This window comes from Luteimonas sp. R10, assembly GCF_045689605.1.
Classification (GTDB): Bacteria; Pseudomonadota; Gammaproteobacteria; order Xanthomonadales; family Xanthomonadaceae; genus Luteimonas.
The window spans coordinates 2,971,943-2,990,731 of sequence record NZ_CP141262.1; the positions used below are offsets into that span (position 1 = coordinate 2,971,943).

10 protein-coding genes are annotated in these 18,789 nt (G+C 71.0%); 3 read left to right on the forward strand and 7 right to left on the reverse strand.

The window, feature by feature from the left end:
- Position 1 precedes the first annotated feature (1 nt).
- The 3 genes from U3649_RS13055 to U3649_RS13065 are packed head-to-tail and all read left to right on the forward strand — an operon-like array spanning position 2 to position 1,894.
- Positions 2-532 (forward strand): DoxX family protein, encoded by a 531-nt coding sequence (locus tag U3649_RS13055; RefSeq protein WP_407351747.1) that lies wholly within the window; start codon positions 2-4, stop codon positions 530-532.
- 41 nt (positions 533-573) lie between these two features.
- Complete coding sequence (locus U3649_RS13060; protein WP_407351748.1) at positions 574-1,239, forward strand: RNA polymerase sigma factor; 666 nt, start codon at positions 574-576, stop codon at positions 1,237-1,239.
- Positions 1,232-1,894 carry an NrsF family protein gene (locus U3649_RS13065; protein WP_407351749.1) on the forward strand — a complete coding sequence of 221 codons (663 nt, stop codon included), beginning with the start codon at positions 1,232-1,234 and terminating at the stop codon, positions 1,892-1,894. The genes U3649_RS13060 and U3649_RS13065 overlap by 8 nt, the downstream gene beginning before the upstream one ends.
- 67 nt (positions 1,895-1,961) lie before the next feature.
- Here U3649_RS13065 and U3649_RS13070 read toward each other — a convergent pair whose 3' ends face one another.
- The 7 genes from U3649_RS13070 to gyrA form a co-directional block, all read right to left on the reverse strand.
- Complete coding sequence (locus tag U3649_RS13070; RefSeq protein ID WP_407351750.1) at positions 1,962-5,150, reverse strand: efflux RND transporter permease subunit; 3,189 nt, start codon at positions 5,148-5,150, stop codon at positions 1,962-1,964.
- Entirely contained in the window at positions 5,147-6,643 is a 1,497-nt protein-coding gene (locus U3649_RS13075) for an efflux RND transporter periplasmic adaptor subunit (protein ID WP_407354618.1), read from the reverse strand. Before U3649_RS13075 ends, U3649_RS13070 begins: the two co-directional genes overlap by 4 nt.
- Positions 6,644-6,648: 5 nt before the next feature.
- Positions 6,649-7,950, reverse strand: coding sequence for a TolC family protein (locus U3649_RS13080; protein ID WP_407351751.1), 1,302 nt, complete (start codon positions 7,948-7,950; stop codon positions 6,649-6,651).
- Positions 7,951-8,023: 73 nt separating this feature from the next.
- Positions 8,024-8,404, reverse strand: coding sequence for a hypothetical protein (locus tag U3649_RS13085; RefSeq protein WP_407351752.1), 381 nt, complete (start codon positions 8,402-8,404; stop codon positions 8,024-8,026).
- Between the two features lie 85 nt (positions 8,405-8,489).
- The gene (pbpC, locus tag U3649_RS13090; protein ID WP_407351753.1) at positions 8,490-10,862 is read right to left on the reverse strand and encodes a penicillin-binding protein 1C; all 2,373 of its coding nucleotides are present in this window, start codon (positions 10,860-10,862) and stop codon (positions 8,490-8,492) included.
- 175 nt (positions 10,863-11,037) lie between these two features.
- Positions 11,038-15,906 (reverse strand): MG2 domain-containing protein, encoded by a 4,869-nt coding sequence (locus U3649_RS13095; protein WP_407354619.1) that lies wholly within the window; start codon positions 15,904-15,906, stop codon positions 11,038-11,040.
- Between the two features lie 151 nt (positions 15,907-16,057).
- Positions 16,058-18,664, reverse strand: a complete 2,607-nt coding sequence (gyrA, locus tag U3649_RS13100; protein ID WP_407351754.1) for a DNA gyrase subunit A — start codon at positions 18,662-18,664, stop codon at positions 16,058-16,060.
- Positions 18,665-18,789: the final 125 nt, after the last annotated feature.

Consider the following 18,789-nt stretch of genomic DNA (forward strand, 5'->3'; position numbering starts at 1 on the left):
CATGGACACCTTCGCAGCAGCCACCCCGAACACCCGACCGGGCCCTTCGGCCGCCGCCGTGCGAGGCGTGTGGGGGGTGATCGCCCTCTTCGAGCGCATTCCCCAAAGCGCGATCGCCCTGCTGGCGCGGTTCTCGATCGCGGTCACCTTCTGGCTGTCCGGGCAGACCAAGATCGAAGGGCTGGTGCTGGACCCGATCGGCCGCACCGTCGAACTCGGCCTGCCGCGGATGTCCGGGAACGCGGTGGAGCTGTTCCGCAGTGAATACGCGCTGCCGCTGATTCCGCCCGAACTGGCCGCCACGACCGCCGCTGTCGCCGAGCACGTGCTTCCTCTGCTGCTGCTGATCGGGCTGGCCACGCGTTTCTCGGCGTTCGCGCTGCTGATCATGACGCTGGTGATCCAGGTCTTCGTCTACCCCGACGCGTTCGCGACGCACGGGATGTGGGCCGTGGCGATGCTCTACCTCATGGCCAGGGGGCCGGGGCGCGTCTCCCTGGACCACCTGATCGCCCGCCGCGATCGCGCCTGAGCGCGACATTGCGCTTGGTGATCGCACCGGACCGCCGCATCATGGCCACCATCCTCCCGTTCCAGCGACCGGAGTCGACCACGTCGATGCCCCAGCATGGCCCATCCGCCATCCGCGGCGATTCGCCCGAGCGTGCCCATGACAGCGGCGCGGCATGGGCCGGATTGATGGTGCGCGCGCAGGACGGCGACCGGGCGGCGTACCACGCGCTGCTCAGTGACATCAGCCCTTACCTCCGGACGATCGCGCATCGCTACCTCGGCCGCGGTGCGGATGCGGAGGATGCGTTGCAGGAAATCCTGCTGGTCGTCCACGACATCCGCCACACCTACGAACGTGGGCGGCCGTTCAAGCCTTGGCTGGCCACGATCGCCACGCGCCGCTGCATCGATCTGCTCCGGCGCCGCTCGCGCCGCGCCGCGCATGAAACCGACGCCGGCGACGCGCTGGATCGCCTGCAGGAGGCGTCGCCCGGCCCGTACGAAGCGACGACCCACCTTCACGACAGCCGTGCGATCCACGAAGCCGTCGACGGACTGCCGCCGAAACAGCAGCAGGCGATCCGCCTGCTGCACCTGGAAGAACTGTCGCTCGGCGAGGCATCGACCCGCAGCCGGCAAAGCGTCGGTGCGCTGAAAGTGGCCTGCCATCGCGCGTTGAAAACGTTGCGGCAAGCCTTGGCGGGAAAGGGAGAACCGCATGACTGACACCAGCCGCCTCATCGACCAGCTGACCGCGCAGGCCAGGCCGGTCCGCCCGCTCGCATCGCCGTTGCGACGGACGCTGCTGTGGGTCGCGATGGCCACCGCGCTCGTCATTGCGATCGTCGCCGCCTATGGTCTGCGCCCCGGCCTGGCGGCGCATCTTGCCGCGCCGCCGGCGCTGGTCGAATGGATCGCCAGCGTCCTGACCGGCGTGCTCGCCGCCTACGCGGTCTTCCAGATCAGCGTACCGGGCCGCTCGCCGCGCTGGGCCTGGCTTCCGCTGCCGGCGCTCGCGTTGTGGCTGGGCGGCCTGGGCTGGGGCTGCCTGCGCGATGCCGCCCGCATGGGCAGCGAGGCCTTCGTGCTGGAGATGGCCAGTTCGGAATGCGCCGTCGCGATCGCCATGACCAGTGTTCCGCTCGGTCTGGTGATGCTGCTGATGGTGCGGCATGCCGGCGTCGTCCGCCCCGCGCCCACGGCGATGCTGTCGGCGCTGAGTGCCGCGGCCCTGTCGGCCGCGGGCGTGAGCCTGTTCCACGGCGGAGAGAGCGCGCTGATGACGCTGCTCTGGCACGTCGGCGCCGTGACCGTGCTGTCGCTGCTGTGCCTGGCGTTCGGGCGCCCGCTGTTTTCGTGGATCGGGTACGTCAAACGCTGAGGCCGCGCACATCCGAATTCAGCCGTCGAAGTCGCCTCGTCCTCCGGTCGATGGGCGGGTGTCCCTGTCATTCCGACAGGGTATGGCGGGCACGATGGCTTGCGCGGGCCAGCCGGCTCCGCTGTAGCAGCAGGTAGGCCGCCGGGATCACCAGCATCGACAGCAACGGCGCGCTGAGCATGCCACCGATCATCGGTGCGGCGATGCGCTGCATCACTTCCGAGCCGGCGCCGCCGCCGATCATCAGCGGGAACAGGCCGGCCAGGATCACGGCCACGGTCATCGCCTTCGGCCGCACCCGCTGTACCGCGCCTTCGCGAATCGCTTCGTCGAGTTCGGCCGCGCCCGCGTTCGGGTTCGCCTCCAGTTGCCGCTGCCAGGCATTGCGCAGGTACAGCAGCATGATGATGCCGAACTCGGCGGCGACGCCGGCCAGGGCGATGAAGCCGATCAGGGTCGCGACCGAGACCGCGTGTCCCATGGCCCAGATCAGCCAGAATCCGCCGATCACGGCCAGCGGCAGGCTGAGCATGATGATGGCCGCTTCCGCGGCTCGCCGGAACACCAGATAGATCAGCCCGAAGATGATCGCCAGCGTCATCGGCACCACCATCTGCAGCCGCGCCCGTGCGCGCTGCATGAATTCGAACTGCCCCGACCATTGCACCGCGTAACCGGCCGGCAGCTGCACCTGTTCGGCAACCGCGTCCTGAAGGTCGGCGACCACCGGGCCCAGAGCCCGCCCCGGACCTGATCCGGGGTCGTCGCGCCCGGCCAGGTCGACGTAGACATAGCTGGTCAGCCGTGCGTCGTCGCTCTTGAGCATCGACGGCCCGGAGGTGAGCTTCAGGTCGGCCACCTGGCCCAGGGTCAGCTGCACACCGCCGGCGGCCACGATCGGCAACCGTTCCAGCGCCGCCACGCTGTCGCGTTGCGGACGCGGATAGCGCAGCACCACCGGGTAGCGTTCGCGACCCTCGACGGTCTGGGCGATCGGCGCGCCGCCGACCACGGTCGCGATCAGCCGTTGCAACGCGGCCTGGCTGAGGCCATAGCGGGCGGCGGCCTCGCGACGGACGCTGACATCGAGATAGCGCCCGCCGGCGATCCGCTCGGCCACCGCCGAGCCGACCCCGGGCACCCCGGAGGCGATCTTCTCGATCTGCTCGGCCAGTCGCGCCAGCTCGTCGATATCCGGCCCGCTGACCTTGATCCCGATCGGGCTCTTGATGCCGGTCGACAGCATGTCGATGCGGTTGCGGATCGGCGGCACCCAGAGGTTGGTCAGGCCGGGCAACTGCACCGCCTGGTCCAGTTCCTGGATCAGCTTGTCCATGGTCATGCCCGCACGCCATTCGCTGCGCGGCTTGAACGTCACCGTGGATTCGAACATCACCAGCGGCGCCGGATCGGTGGTGGTCTGCGCGCGCCCGGCCTTGCCGAACACGTGCTCCACCTCGGGCACGGCCTTGATCATGCGGTCGCTTTGCTGCAGCAGCTGCGCCGCCTTGCCGGCCGACAGGCCGGGCAGCGCGGTGGGCATGTAGACCAGGCTGCCTTCGTCCAGCGGCGGCATGAATTCGCTGCCGAGCTTCATATAGGGCAGCGCGGTCAGCAGCAACACCCCGCCGGCCGCGGCCAGGGTCAGCCGCGGGAAACGCAGCACCCAGTTCAACACCGGCCGGTAGCCGGCGAGCAGTGCGCGGTTGACAGGGTTTTCCGACTCCGCGCGGAATTTCCCGCGGACCAGGTAACCCATCAGCACCGGCACCAGGGTGATCGACAAGCCCGCGGCGGCGGCCATCGCGTAGGTCTTGGTGAAGGCCAGCGGCGAGAACAGCCGTCCCTCCTGCGCCTCCAGCGCGAACACCGGCACGAACGAGAGTGTGATCACCAGCAGGCTGACGAACAGCGCCGGCCCGACTTCGCCGACGGCATCGACGATCATTCCCCAGCGCTCGACGGCCGAGGGTTCGTCACGATCCTCGTGCGCCAGGCGCCAGGCTTCGACGTGCTTGTGCGCGTTCTCGATCATCACCACCGCAGCATCGACCATCGCGCCGATCGCGATCGCGATGCCGCCCAGCGACAGCAGGTTGGCGCTGATCCCCTGGTAGTACATGACGATGAAGGCGGCCAGCACGCCCAGCGGCAGGCTGACGATCACCACCAGCGACGAGCGCAGGTGCCACAGGAACAGTGCGCACACCAGCGCGATGATCAGGAACTCCTGGCCGAGCTTCTTCGCCAGGTTGCGCACCGCGTCCAGGATCAGTTCGGAGCGGTCGTACACTGGGACCACTTCGACCCCGTCGGGCAGGCTGGCTTGCAACGCCGCGAGTCGATCCTTGACCGCCCGGATCGCCGTGAGCGCATCCTTGCCGGTCCGCAGCACGATGATGCCGCCGGCGACCTCGCCTTCGCCGTCGAGCTCGGCGATGCCGCGTCGCAGCGTCGGCCCGCGCTGCACCGTCGCCACGTCGCGCAGCAGCACCGGTGCCGGGCCGCCGGTCACCGGGATGGTTTCGAAATCCGCCCGGTCCTGCAGGTAGCCCTCGCTGCGCACCATCCACTCGGCCTCGGCCTGCTCGATCACCGAGCCGCCGGTGGCGCCGTTGGCGGCCTGGATCGCCTCCGTCAGCTGGGCGACGGTAATGCCGCGCGCCGCCAGCCCCTGCGGGTCGGGCACGATCTGCCAGGCCTGGACCATGCCGCCCAGGCTCGCGACTTCGGCCACGTCGGGCACGGTCTTGAGCTCGTAGCGCAGAAACCAGTCCTGCAGCGATCGCAACTCGCCCAGATCATGCTGCCCGGTACGGTCGACCAGTGCGTACTGGTACACCCAGCCCAGGCCGGTCGCGTCCGGGCCGAGCGACGGATTGACGCCTTCGGGCAACTCGCCGCGCACCTGGCTCAGGTATTCGAGCACGCGCGAACGCGCCCAGTACAGATCGGTGTCGTCGTCGAACAGCACGTAGACGTAGGAGTCGCCGAAGAACGAGAAGCCGCGCACCGTCCTGACCCCGGGGACCGACAGCATGGTCGTGGTCAACGGATAGGTGACCTGGTCCTCGACGATGCGCGGCGTCTGCCCCGGCCACTCGGTGCGGATGATGACCTGCACGTCGGACAGGTCCGGCAGCGCGTCGAGCGGCGTTCGCGCCAGCGCCCACAGCCCCCACGCCGCCAGCGCCGCCGCGGCCGCGAGCACCAGCACCCGGTTGGCGATCGAGCCGCGGATGATGCGCGCGATCATGGCTGCGCCTCCATCGGCTCAAGCCGTTCCACCGTCAGCCCCTCGTCGTCGGAGCGGACGAAGACGCGTACGCGGTCGCCTGCCTGGAGGTCCTTGGCCACGTCCGGGTTGGCCAGCGCGAAGTCCATCGTCATGCCCGGCATGTTCAGCGTCGGGAACGGACCGTGCTTGAGCGTCACCTTCCCGTCTTCGATGGACTCGACGGTGGCGTCAGCTTCGTGCAGGTCCGATTCGCGTTCCGTCTCCTTCCCTCCGGTCTTGCCTTCGCTTTCTTGCGCCCTGGTCGATTCGAGACGTTCGAGCAGCCCCGACAGGCTGGCCTCCGAGTCGATCAGGAACTGCCCGGACACCACCACCGGTTCGCCGCCTTTCAGCCCGCTCAAGATCTCGGTGCGGCCTCCGTTGCTGCGTCCGGTCCGGACGGCCACCGGCACGAACCTGTCGTTCTCGTCGCGGACGATCACGTGAGACCGCTCGCCGGCGCCGATGACGGCGTCCGTCGGCACCAGCGGCACCTCCTCCTTGCCGCGCTCGGGCTGCAGACCGATCTCGGCGAACATGCCCGGCGCCAGCAGGCCTTCCGGGTTGTCCAGCACGATCCGCGCCTGCTGGGTTCGGCTGTCGGGGTCGACGTCGGGCAACAAGGCCTGGACCTCACCCGTGAACTGCCGCCCCGGAAACGCGCTCACGCGGGCCTGCACCGGCGTGCCGGCCCGCAATCCGGCGACATCGGCCTGCGGCACCGCCGCGACCAGCCACATCGTGTCGGTGCCGTTGACCCGCAACAGCATCGTGCCCGGCATGGCGGCATCCCCTTCGCGCACGCCGATTTCGCTGACCACGCCGGTGACCGGCGAAGTCAGCACGATGCTGCCGTCGCCGGCCGCCCGCGCGCCGCTCGGCAAGCCGAGCGCACGCAGGCGTTGCCGCGCGGCCGAACGCAACGCCTGCGCCGAGGCCGAGCCGGCCCCGTCCAGCGCGCCGGCCTCCGCCAGCGCCACGCCCCAGCGCGGGGCCAGCACGTTCACCAGCGGCTGGCCCGCACGCACGGACTCGAACGGCGTCTTGACGTGCAGCCGGCTGACGACGCCTTCGACCGGCACGCTGATCACGTGCTCGGCGCGCAGATCCCAGCCGAGGGTGCCCGGCACCGTCAGCGCGCGCTCCAGCCGGCCGAGCTCGGCCGGCGCGACCCGGATCCCGAGGCTCTGCCGCATGCCGGGCGCGATCGAGATTCCAGCGCCAGCCGCTTCGTCGGCATACTTGGGGACCAGCATCATGTCCATGAAGGGCGACTTGCCCGGCTTGTCGAAGTGCTGGTCCGGGACCATCGGGTCGTACCAGTAGAGGACCTCGCGCTCGTCCGGCGCGGCCCCGGTGCCGCCGGTCGCCGGGCTGCCCGATCCCGACTGCGCCCGCCCCCACCAGTACCCGGCGCCCAGAGTCGCCAACACCACTGCCGCCGCCACGACCACGATCACGATACGGTTCATCCGGTTCACGGTTGGATCTCCGAAGTCAGCAGAAAAGCCAGCGCCGCCCAGGCGCGGCCGAGCTGTGCCAGGTGCTGGACATGCATCAGCTGCAATTCGAGTTCGTCCTCATGGGCATCCAGCCAGGGACGCAGCTCGCCGCCGGCACGGTAGGCGGCCAGTGCGGTGGTGCTGCGGTCGCGTGCGAGCGGGATCTGCGCATCCTCGTGCAGGGCCACCACGCGCTTGATGCCTTCCCAATGCGCAAAGGCGGCGCGGATCCGTGCGACGAGTTGCCGACGCTGGTCTTCGCGGGTGGCCAGGGCAGCCCGGTAGTCCGCCTGGCGCGCGGCGATGCCGCGATCCTGCCGGTTGCGCGTGAACAGCGGCAGGCCGACGCCGAACTCCAGCATCACCATGTCGCTGCGTCCGGCCTCGCGCTGCCCGTACGAGGCGGTCACGCTCCAGTCCGGGCGCTTCTCGGCACGCGCCGCGTCGACCTCCGCCGCCGCGGTTTCCAGCTGCGCGTCGACGGGCTGCAATGCCGGCAGGCGGTCCAGCGCCGCCAGCAACTCGGATTGCGAATACGGCGTCGTGGTGAAATCGGGCGTCGTGTCGGCGGCACGGAGGGCGCCGTCCGCGGTTTCGCCGATCCAGCGCTGCAGCGCTTCCCGGGCCTCGGCCTGCGCGGCCTCGGCGGCGGCAATATCGTTATCCAGCTCCAGCGCGGCGGCTTCTGCGGCCAAGGCGTCGTTGAGCGACCCACCACTCCCGACGCCGGCCCTGGCCAGCCGCGCAGCCAGTTGCGCCTGCTCCCGCAACAGGTGCAGTTTCTGCAGTTCGCGTTGGCGCGCCCACAAGCCGATCCAGGCTTCGGCGCTTGCGCGCTGCACATCCAGCCGCTCGGCCGTCTCCAGCGCTTGCGCCTCGTCGGTCCTGCGCAGGGCCAGCGCACGTTGCGCCTCGCGCTTGGCCCGGGCCGGGAACGCCTGGCGCAGTCCGATCCGCTTCATGGTCATGGGGTCGACGGCGTCGTCGAACGCATCGGAGCCCGTCACCGGCAGGTTGCTGATGCCGACGATCAGCGTCGGATCGGGCAATGCCCCGGCGCGGTGCGATTCCTGCCGCGCGGCTTCGACCGATGCGCGGCGGGCTTCGAGCATCGGCACGCGTTCGCTGGCGCGGCGGACGGCCTCCGGCAGGGAGATTTCAAGGGGCGCGGCGAATGCCGCGGCAGCGGGCGTCGCGAGGGACGCAACGATCAGGCACGGCATCGCCCCACGCACGATTGCGGAACGGACGGCACCGACAAGGGAACGGACAGGCATGAGACCTCCGAAACGGCCACGACACGCGCACGGCGCTCCTGCGCCGGCGCACTAGGCAATGCCGTTTCGGGGTCTAGATCAGAAGACTGCAGAACCGCAGTCGCGGCGGCGGGTCCGACCCGGTCATCGGCACCTCGGCCCAGGCGGCCGCGCGCGAAACCGGTTGCATCGTGAACAGCGGCATCGCCGGCGCCGGCAGCGCCAGCGGGGGCACCGACAGCTTGACGATATCGGGGGCGGTCGACCGGTCCGGATTGCAGTGCTTGTGGCACAGGGTCGGATTGCCTTGCGCCTGCTCCATGCCCTTCTTGGCGCATTCCTCGACCATCGCCTCGGTTTCGGCGGGCGCCTGCCCTGCCGGGCAGAAGTACACCGCCAGTGCCGCCTGCTGGAACAGCAGGCAGAACACCACCACGAGGGCGATGCGTAGGCGGTGGCGAGCGCGTCGGGTCACGGGGCCGGATGATACACCTAGAGTCGAGTTCCATCGGCCGGAGGCGCCGGCGCCCGGCGCGTAGCGCCACGGTCGATCCTGCACCTCAGCGTGCGATCCGGAACCCCACCCGCGCCCAGGCGCCGCCTTCGGCCAATGCGGTCAGCACCTGCTCGCCGGGCGTGTCGAACTCGCGCAGCAGCGGCCGCGTGCCCTCGGTCTCGGCGATCCAGCGCCCGTTCAACAGCCACTGGACGCGCCCGTCGCCGCCGAGCGCGCGCAGCGACAGCCGCACGCCGCGACGGCTGCCCGGCGGCCGCGCCAGCGTGGCGCCCTCGTTGACGCCGTCGATGCGCAACGCCGCGACCGCATCGCGACCGTCGGGCGCGCAGTCCGGCGACAGTGGCGGCAGGCGGGAAGCGCGGCGGGCGGCCGCAGGCAGCCAGGGCGACGCCAATGCCGGCCAGCGCGCGGTCTCGGCGTCGCGCGCGACGTGCGCATCGCGGCACGCGCCCGACAGCCGCAGTCCGCTGCGCACGTCGACCCGGAAGCGCTCGCGTCCGGCGCTCCACAGCCGCGCATCGCGCTCGGCGAACGTCGGCGGGATCGCGCCGTCCAGCACCCAGGCCTGGCGGCGACGCTGGCACAGCACGGCCGGCTGCGCGGCTGCGGGCGTGCCCAGCGGCCAGCAGATGTCCTCGCGCCGCACGTTGCGGGGCGGCGGCTGCGGACTGCCGTCGCCGCGCGCGCGCGGCAAGGTGTCGACGACCTCGAACAGCAGCGGCAGCGCGGTGATCGCGCCGTACTGCCCCGGCAGCGGCGTGCCGTCCGGGCGCCCCACCCATACCCCGACCGTGTACCGGCGCGTCGCGCCCAGCGCCCAGGCGTCGCGGAAGCCGTAGCTGGTCCCGGTCTTCCAGGCCACGCGCGGGCGGCCGCCGGTATCGAAGGTGTCGGCGCGCTCGCCGGGGCGCGGGTTGGAGGCGAGGATCTCGCCGACGATCCACGCCGCGCCCGGCGACATCAGCCGCCGTTCGATCAGCGGCGCGTCCTCGGTGTAGCGCACGCGGCCGGCGATCCCGCCGCGGCGCAACGCCGCGTGTGCGCCGACCAGGTCCTCCAGGGTCGCGCCGGTGCCGCCGAGGATCAGCGACAGGTTGGGCGCGGCGCCGCGCGGGAACCGCAGCCGGATCCCGGCGTTCTCCAGCCGCGCGGCGAAGCGCGCCGGGCCGACGCGGTCGAGCAGGTCCACCGCCGGCACGTTGAGCGACAGCCGCAGCGCGGTGGACGCCGCCACCGGGCCGTTGAACGCGGCATCGAAGTTGCCCGGGCGGTAGCCGCCGAACGCCTGTGGCGCATCCACCAGCAGGCTCTCGGAATGGATCAGGCCGTCGTCGAGCGCCATGCCGTACAGGAACGGCTTCAAGGTCGATCCCGGCGAGCGCCAGGCCCGCACCATGTCGACGTGGCCGAGCCGGGCGCGGTCGCCGAACGCCACCGAGCCGACATAGGCGCGGGCCTGCAGGGTCGCGTTGTCGACCACCAGCAGCGCCGCGGACGTGCGCTCGGGCAGGTTCGAGAAGTACGCGGCCACGCGCTCTTCCAGCATGCGCTGCAGGCCGGGCTCGATGGTCGAGGCGATGCGCGCGCTGCGCGCATCGCCGTCGCGCAGCCGCCGCGCCAGCAGCGCGGCATGCAGCGGCTGCCGCAGCGCGCGCGACACTACCGGCTCGATGCGCGCGTCGTCGACCAGGGCGCGCGACCAGACCCCCTGGTCGACCATGCGTTCGAGCAGCTTGTCGCGCGCCGCCTGCGCGCGTTCGGGATGGCGGTCGGGGCGCAGCCGGCTCGGCGCCTGCGGCAGCACCGCCAGCAGCGCCGCCTCGGCGTGAGACAGGCGCGCGGCGGACTTGCCCAGGTACGCCCAGCTGGCGGCCTCCACGCCCTCGATGGTGCCGCCGAACGGCGCGCGCTCCAGGTACAGGGTCAGGATCTCGCGCTTGGACAGGCGCGCCTCCAGCTGCAGCGCGCGCAGCATCTGCCTGACCTTGCCGGGCAGCGAGCGGGTGTGCCCCGCGGATGGCGGGGCGAGGATACGCGCGACCTGCATCGTCAGCGTGGAGCCACCGGAGACGATACGGCCGCCGCGCATCCATTGCGCCGCGGCGCGCAGCAGCGACACCGGGTTGATGCCGGGATGGCGGTGGAACCAGCGGTCCTCGTAGGTCAGCAGCGCCTGCAGGTACAGCGGCGACACCGTGTCGGGATCGGCGGGATGCCGCCACACGCCTTCAGCGTCGGCGAACGCGCGCAGCGGCGTGCCGTCGCGCGCGACCACCAGCGTGCTGGTGTCGCGCGCCTTCGGCAACGGCGGTGGGAACGCGAGATCGAGGACTAGCAGCGACAGCAGCAATGCCACAGTGCCCCAGCGCAGCCAGGGCAGGAAGTGCCGCCATCCGCGTTGCCTTGCCGAACCCATGCCGTCATTCTCGCGAAGGTGGGAATCCGCTGCGCTGGTTCCTGAATGTCGATGCAGCCGCAAAGTCGCTGGATGACCAGCCCTTCGGGCTGTTGTGAAGCACTTCCCGCCTTCGCGGGAATGACGATCAAAAGCGCAACGCCGATTCCCGATTCCCGATTCTCAATTCCCGGCCCTACGGCTGCACCACCGTGATGCGCTCGACCGGTGCGCGGCCGACGCCGCGCAGTTCCGGACGGTACATGTCCTCGACCAACGGCGGCGGCACCGTGTAGGTGCCCGGCGTGACCGCCCGCACCAGGTAGAACAGCCGCGCGGTGCGCCCGGCGTCGAGCGAGAGCGCGGCGACATAGCGGTCGTCGCGGAACTCCTCGTGCCTGACGTCGGCCGCGCCGGCGCGTTCGGCCAGCTCGATTCCCGCCACGGTCACGCCGGCCCATTGCCCGGCATCGCCGAGGTTGAAGTTCTCGATCTCCAGGCCCGACGGCAGCAGGTCGGTGAGCAGCGCGTCGGGCATCGCGCGGTCGGCGGTGATGGCGACCGCGACGATCAGCGCCTCGCCTTCCTTCAGCGGTCCGGGCGTCCACGGCTTGCCGTCGGTGCGGTACAGCGCGCGCTCGACCTTGAGGTCGCTGAAGTCGGGCTCGGGCGCCGTGCGCGGCACCCCGGCGACCTCCAGGCTGGCATACATGGGCGGCTCGCCCTTCGGCTCGAAGCGCACGCCGCGCGACAGCGCCGCGAAATCGAAGGTGCGGCCGAACACCCGCGTCTCGGCGACCGGCTCGTCGCTGTCGCCGGTCCGCAGCACGCCGGACACGCGCCGCTGCTGGTCGCTCGCCAGCGCCTTGCCGAGCCGCGCCAGCGCGATCTGCTCCTGGGTGCTCAGGTACAGCGCGCGGCCGCTGCGGCGCGCGTCGAGTTCGCGGCCGACGTCGATGGCGCGCGCGACGTACGCCGGCTTGCCGGCGCCGCGCTCCTCGGTCAGCGCGATCTTCAGCGCCGCGTCGCGCAGCGGGCTGCCGTAATCGCCGAGGTAGCGCGGGCGCGCGTCCTCGAAGGCGAACCCCTGCGCGATCGCGCGGTCGCCGCGCGCGGCATCGCCCTGCAGGCGCAGCGCCAGGCCCAGGTGCACCAGCGGCAGTCCGGTCAGGGTCTTGCCGCGCTCGTTGTCGTACAGCGCGCGCAGGGTACCCAACGGCGCGCGTTGCACCCGCGCCAGCACGTAGCCGGCGTGCGCCTGGTAGGCGAACTTGAGGTGCGGGCGGTGGTCGCGGCCGTAGAACTCCTGGCCGCCGGCCAGCAGGTCCTCGCTGAGGCGTTCGAGCGCCTTCTGCAGCACCGTCTCCGGCACCGCGAAGCCGGCCTCGCGCGCCTCGAGCAGGAATTCGGCGATGTACGGCGTCAGCGCCGGCGCGGACGCGCCGCTGCTGCCCCACATCGAGAAGTGGCCGTTGTCCGCCTGCATCGACGCCAGCCGGCCGAACGCGCCCTCGACGATCGTGCGGCGCTTCTGCGCATCGACGTCGCGGATGCCGAGCATCTTCACCGTGGCCGGGTCGAGCATCAGCGCCGCATAGCCGCGGCTGGTGGTCTGTTCGGCGCAGCCGTAGGGATAGTGCAGCGCGCCGTGCAGCGCGCTGGCGAACGGGATCGGCGGCAGCGCGCCGACGCTCATCCGCGCCTGCACCGAGCCCGGCATCAGCCCGTCGGCCAGCGACGCGTCCATCGTCACCGGCGCCAGCGGATCGAGCGCGCGCGTCTGCGCCCGCAATACCGCCGGCCAGCCGGCGCGGACCGGCAGGTCGTAGCGCCGGTCGACCGCGTGGCCGTTGCCTTCCACCCGCACCCGCACCCGCGCGGTGGCGTAGTCGTTGCCCGCGACCAGCGGGAAGCTCAGCGTCGCCTTGCCTTCCGGCTCGATCGCCGCGCTGCGCGTGCCGTCGCCGATCGAGACCGGTCCCTCGCCGTCGACCCGCACCGCGAACTCGCCGGACTTGCCGGTGTAATTGCTGAGATCGAGGGTGACCGTGCTGCGGTCGCCCGGTGCCAGCACGCGCGGCATGCTGGCCTCGGCCACGATCGGCGCGCGCACCACGGTCTCGGCGTCGCGGTTGCCGTAGGCGCGGTCGGAGTACACCAGCGCCGACACCCGCAGGGTGCCGTTGAAGTCCGGCACCGGCAGCTCGATCAGGGCGTTACCCTTGGCGTCCAGCTTCACCGGGCCGGCGAACAGGTCCACGGTCTGCACCCGCGCGGTGGGCCGCCGCGCCTGCGGCAGCGCGCCGAGCGCCATGTCGCCGCCGAAGCGGATGCGCGCGCTGCCGCCGTCGTAGCTTTCGATCACCCTGCCGTAGACGTCGTAGGCATCGATGCCGAAGCGGCGCTGGGCGAAGAAGTGCGCCACCGCGTCCGGCACCGGGAACCGGGTGATGTTGAGGATGCCGACGTCGACCGCCGAGACCGTCGCGTACGCCTGCTTGCCGGCGAGTTGCGGCGCGCTCACCGTCACCCGCAACGGCCGTTCCGGCCGCACCAACTCCTCGACCGTCAGGCCCACCGCGACGCGCCGGTCGCGCCGGTCCATCGGCACGTGGGCGACGCCGACCGCGCGCGTCGGCGTGATCTTGCTCGCGGCGCTGCCGCCGCGGAACACCAGCGCCGTCACGTAGACATCGTGCCGCTCCCAATCCTCGGTGACCGGAATCTCGAAGCTGCTGCCGGGTTCGGCATCGATCGCCTGCACGTACAGCAGCGCGTCGCTCTCCACCAGCAGCAGGCCCTTGCCCGGGTGCGGCGGCGTCACCGTGACCTTCAGCGTGTCGCCGGCGCGATAGCCGGTCTTGTCGAGGGCGAGCTTGACCTTGTCCGGGCGCGCGTCGAGCCCCCGGTTCTGATCGTTCCAGCTCCAGCCGGCGCGGAACGGATAGCGCGTGGTCAGGCCGGTCTCCGGGTCCTGCACGTCGACGCGATACTCGCCCCACTCCACCGGGAAATCGAAGCGCACCGCGCTGCTGCCGGCGTCGATGCTCCGGGTCTCGACGTTCTGGAAGCGGCGGGTGAAGTCGTAGTTCCAGCCGCCGTCGTCGTCATGGGTCCAGTGGTAGTCGCGGTGCTCGCGCACCAGGGTGACCTTCAGTCCCTTCAGCGGCTGCGCATCCCCCGCCGCGTCCACCCGCACCAGTTCGAAGCCGGCACTGGCGTTGGCGTCGGCGCCCTCGGCATCGTCGAACAGCGGGCGCACGCCGACCAGGGCGCCGGCCGGCCACATCACCCGCCTGAGCGTGCGGTCGACGCTGCGGCCGCCGCTTTCGTACAGGCTGCCGGTGACGACCGCGGCGATCGGAGTCGACGGCTTGGCCTCTTCCGGCAAGGCGATGTCCTGCTGCAGAAGCCCCTTCGCGTCGAGTTCGGCATCGACGACCTCCTTCGCCTCGCGCGGCAGCTCGACCGTCGGATCGCCGAAGAAATAGTCGGGCAGCGACTCGACCGGATGCTGCGCCACCGCCACCGCCAGGGTCGCGGTGAAGCGGTTGCCGGCCGCCGGCGCGCCGTAGAGATAGGCGCCGCTCGCGCGCAGGCGCAGGGGGCGGCCCGGGGCGAGCACCGGATCGGGGCTGTCGAGCTCGAGCTTCATCCGCTCGGGCAGGAACTCCTCGATCCGCAGGGTCATGCCCTGGACGGCCTCGCGGCTGCCGGGATCGGTGCGGAACTCGACCTGCCAGCGCCCGGTCGGGGCATCGACGGGAATCTCGCGTTCGAGGCGGTAATAACCCTGCGCCCCCGCCTGCAGCGGGGTTTCGAACAGCGTCTTGCCGTCCGGCTGCTTGAGGCGCACGAACAGCGGCTGCGTCTTGCCGTCCTTGGCCACCACCGGCGCGCCGTCGCGATCGCGCAGCAACGCCGACACTCGCACGGTTTCGCCCGGGCGGTACAGGTCGCGGCCCGACCAGGCGAACACGTCGAACCAGGCCTGCTCGCGCCCGCTGACGGCGAACTCCGACAGGTCGAGCGCCGGCTGGTTGAACGGCAGTATCGATATGTCGCTGCCGCGGCTGGCCACCAGCACGTGCGCGGCGTCGAGGGTGTAGTCGAGCAGCGCGTTGCCGTTGCGGTCGGTCTCGCCCTTGAAGATCGTCTCGCCCTTCGCATCCAGCACGCGCAATTCGACCCCGCCGGTCGCGCCGCCGTCCCGCAGCGACGCGGTGTGCACGAACAGCTTGTCCTCGTAGGCGCGCGCGTGCAGGCCGATGTCGCTGACGCTGAAGAACGCCGTCTCGACCGCGTCCTCGAACGAGCCGGCGCGCTTCATCGCGGCGAAGTACAGGCCGGGCTGCTGCAATTCGGCGATGTCCTGCAGCGGCAGGTGCGTCAGCACGCGCTCGTTGCGCTCGCCGCCGAGGACGAAACGGTTGACGTAGACCGGTTCGGCCAGCCGCGACAGCGGCCGCCGGTCGTTGTAGTCGGCGCTCAGCTCCCAGCTGCCCCGGCGGCCGCCGCGCTGGTACTGCCTGAAGAACTGCGGCAGCGCGCTCTCGCGCACGCGCAGGAACTCGACGTCGACCTCGGGCACGTTGAGCGAGACCACCGGCAGGCCGCGGCTCTCGCGCGCCGGCAGCACGCTGCCCTGCGAGGCGAAGCCGACCGCCGGCTCCAGGTCGCCGGTGTGGATCCTGCGCTCGACGTCCTCGCCCAGGCGGCTGCCGTCGGCGGCGGTGAGGGCGGCGGAGATGCGGACCGTGTAGTCGCGATTGGCCTCGACGAAGGGGAAGCGCAGCGTCCGGCCGTCCTCGTCGAGCGACCAGCTGCCTTCGCCGTCGACCTTCTCCGCGAAGGTGACCAGCTTGTCGAAATCCTGGGTGCCGACCAGCGGCTGCGAGAACTCGAGCGCGATCGCCAGGCCATCGCTGCGCTGGTCGGGCCAGGCGCGGGCCAGGCCGAAGCCCTCGATCTCCTGCCGCTCGGCGTGAATCGCTTCGCCGCCGGCGGTCGGCAGCTGGCCGCCGGCGTCGCGCTTGCATGCGGCGATGCCCAGCAGCACCAGCATCGGAACGAGGACAGCGATCACGGCCCGGCGGCAAACCGGTCCGACGGCATGCTTGCTCATCGTGCGCGCACTCTTTCCCTGGAGTGGCGTCGAGTATAGACCCGCCGGCGATGCGGACGCGCGTCGCCGGCAGGTGCGCATCAGCGATGCATCAGGCGTCCGGGCGCTGCTCGGCCTCGTCGGACGGTCGCGGCGCGGCCGTCTCGGCATCCTCGTCCAGCGACGCGTCGACCCGCTCCACCGCCTGCAGGTTCTCGTCGGCGGCCAGCCGCATCAGGGTCACGCCCTGGGTGTTGCGGCCGACCTGCGAGATCTCCGAGGCGCGGGTGCGCACCAGGGTGCCGCCGTCGGAGATCAGCAACACCTCGTGGTGGTCGCTGAGCTGGATGGCGCCGACCAGCGGGCCGTTGCGTTCGCTGGTCTTGATCGCCAGCACGCCCTGGGTGCCGCGCCCCTTCTTCGGGTATTCGGCGACCGGCGTGCGCTTGCCGTAGCCGCGGGCGCTGGCGGTGAGGACGTCGCCGTCGCCCTCGACCACGATCAGGCTGACCACCGACTCCCCCTCGCCCAGGCGGATGCCGCGCACGCCGGCCGCGGTGCGGCCCATCGAGCGCACCGCGCCCTCGTCGAAGCGCACGGCCTTGCCGTTGGAGGCGAACAGCATGATGTCGCGCTCGCCGTCGGTCAGTGCCACGTCCACCAGCGCGTCGCCCTCGTCGAGGCGGATCGCGATCTTGCCGCGCTGCAGGCGATAGGCGAACTCGGTCAGCGGCGTCTTCTTCACCGTGCCGCGGCGGGTGGCGAAGAACACGAACCGGTCCTCGGCGTACTCGCGCACCGGCACCACCGCCTGCACCTGCTCGCCCTCCTCCAGCGCGATCCAGTTGATGATCGGCCGGCCGCGCGCGTTCGGGCCGGCATCGGGCAGCTGGTGCACCGGCAGCCAGAACACGCGTCCGGCGCTGGTGAAGGTGAGCAGGGTGTCGTGGGTGTTGACCAGCCACAGCCGGTCGATGAAGTCCTCTTCCTTCGCCACCGCGGCCGAGCGGCCGCGGCCGCCGCGCTTCTGCGCGCGGTAGGCGGTCACCGGCTGGCGCTTGGCGTAGCCGGCGTGCGACAGCGTCACCACCACGTCCTCGGGCGCGATCAGGTCGAGGATGTCGAGGTCCTCCTCGCTGGCGCGGATCTCGCTGCGACGCGCGTCGCCGAATTCTTCCTTGAGGTTGCGCAGCTCGGTGCGGATCACCTCCAGCAGCACGTCCGGATCCTCGAGGATCTCGATCAGGCCGCGGATCGCGTCGAGCAGCTGGCGGTATTCCTCGGTCAGCTTCTCCTGCTCCAGCCCGGTCAGGCGGTGCAGGCGCATCTCCAGGATCTGCTGCGCCTGGACGTCGGTGAGCTGGTACATGCCTGTGGAAGCGAGGCCGTCGACCAGTCCCACCCCGTCCGGCAGGTCTTCCGGGCGCGAGGCCTCGGCGCCGGCCGCTTCCAGCAGCGCGCCGACCAGGCCCGGCGGCCAGGTGCGGCCCAGCATGCGCTCCTTGGCGACCTGCGGATTCTCCGAGGTCTTGATCAGCTCGATCATCTCGTCGATGTTGGCCAGCGCGACGGTCAGGCCTTCGAGGATGTGGGCGCGGTTGCGCGCCTTGCGCAGCTCGAAGATCGTCCTGCGGGTGACCACCTCGCGGCGGTGGCGCACGAACGCCTCGAGGATCTGCTTGAGGTTGAGCAGCTGCGGGCGGCCGTCGACCAGCGCCACCATGTTGATGCCGAACACCGACTCCAGCTGGGTCTGCTGGTAGAGGTTGTTGAGCACCACCTCGGCCGACTCGCCGCGGCGGATCTCGATGTAGATGCGCATGCCGTCTTTGTCGGACTCGTCGCGCAGCTCGCTGATGCCCTCGATCTTCTTCTCTTTCACCAGCTCGGCGATCTTCTCGATCAGCCGCGCCTTGTTGACCTGGTAGGGGATTTCGGTGACGGCGATCGCCTCGCGGCCGTTGTCGGCCACCTCGATCTCGGCGCGCGCGCGGATGCGCACGCGGCCCCGGCCGGTGCGGTACGCCAGGTGGATGCCGCCGACGCCGTTGATGATGCCGGCGGTGGGAAAGTCCGGACCGGGGATGTGCTCCATCAACCCGTCGATGTCGATCTCCGGATCGTCGATCAGGGCGATGGTGGCGTCGACCACTTCCGACAGGTTGTGCGGCGGAACGTTCGTCGCCATGCCCACCGCGATGCCGGCCGAACCGTTGACCAGCAGGTTGGGCACGCGCGCCGGCAGCACCGAGGGTTCCAGTTCCTTCTCGTCGTAGTTGGGCTTGAAGTCGACGGTCTCCTTGTCGATGTCGCCCATCAGCTCGTGCGACAGGCGCGACATGCGCGCCTCGGTGTAGCGCATCGCCGCGGCCGAGTCGCCGTCGACCGAGCCGAAGTTGCCCTGCCCGTCGATCAGCATGTAGCGCAGGGAGAACGGCTGCGCCATGCGTACCAGGGTGTCGTAGACCGCCGAATCGCCGTGCGGGTGGTACTTACCGATGACGTCGCCGACGATACGCGCCGACTTGTAGTACGGCTTGTTGCTGTGCGCGCCGAGCTCGTTCATCGCGTACAGCACGCGGCGATGGACCGGCTTGAGGCCATCGCGCACGTCCGGGAGCGCGCGCCCCACGATCACGCTCATGGCGTAATCGAGGTAGCTGCGGCGCATTTCGTCTTCGAGATTGACGGGGATGATTTCTCTGGCGGAATCGACCATCTAGGGTGCTTGCATCCTGGCTGCGCGGGCCGTTCGCGGACGCCGGCCCGGCGGTTCCGGACGGCTTTCCGCGCGGCCCGCCGGCAACGCGTTGAAAAGACGTGAAATCATACCACGGCGGGCCC

Coding starts and splice junctions, on each gene's coding strand:
- U3649_RS13055 (WP_407351747.1), top strand. CDS start 2: ATGGACACCTTCGCAGCAGCCACCCCGAACACCCGACCGGGCCCTTCG.
- U3649_RS13075 (WP_407354618.1), bottom strand. CDS start 6,643: ATGAACCGTATCGTGATCGTGGTCGTGGCGGCGGCAGTGGTGTTGGCG.
- U3649_RS13065 (WP_407351749.1), top strand. CDS start 1,232: ATGACTGACACCAGCCGCCTCATCGACCAGCTGACCGCGCAGGCCAGG.
- U3649_RS13060 (WP_407351748.1), top strand. CDS start 574: ATGGCCACCATCCTCCCGTTCCAGCGACCGGAGTCGACCACGTCGATG.
- U3649_RS13095 (WP_407354619.1), bottom strand. CDS start 15,906: ATGCTGGTGCTGCTGGGCATCGCCGCATGCAAGCGCGACGCCGGCGGC.
- gyrA (WP_407351754.1), bottom strand. CDS start 18,664: ATGGTCGATTCCGCCAGAGAAATCATCCCCGTCAATCTCGAAGACGAA.
- pbpC (WP_407351753.1), bottom strand. CDS start 10,862: ATGGGTTCGGCAAGGCAACGCGGATGGCGGCACTTCCTGCCCTGGCTG.
- U3649_RS13080 (WP_407351751.1), bottom strand. CDS start 7,950: ATGCCTGTCCGTTCCCTTGTCGGTGCCGTCCGTTCCGCAATCGTGCGT.
- U3649_RS13070 (WP_407351750.1), bottom strand. CDS start 5,150: ATGATCGCGCGCATCATCCGCGGCTCGATCGCCAACCGGGTGCTGGTG.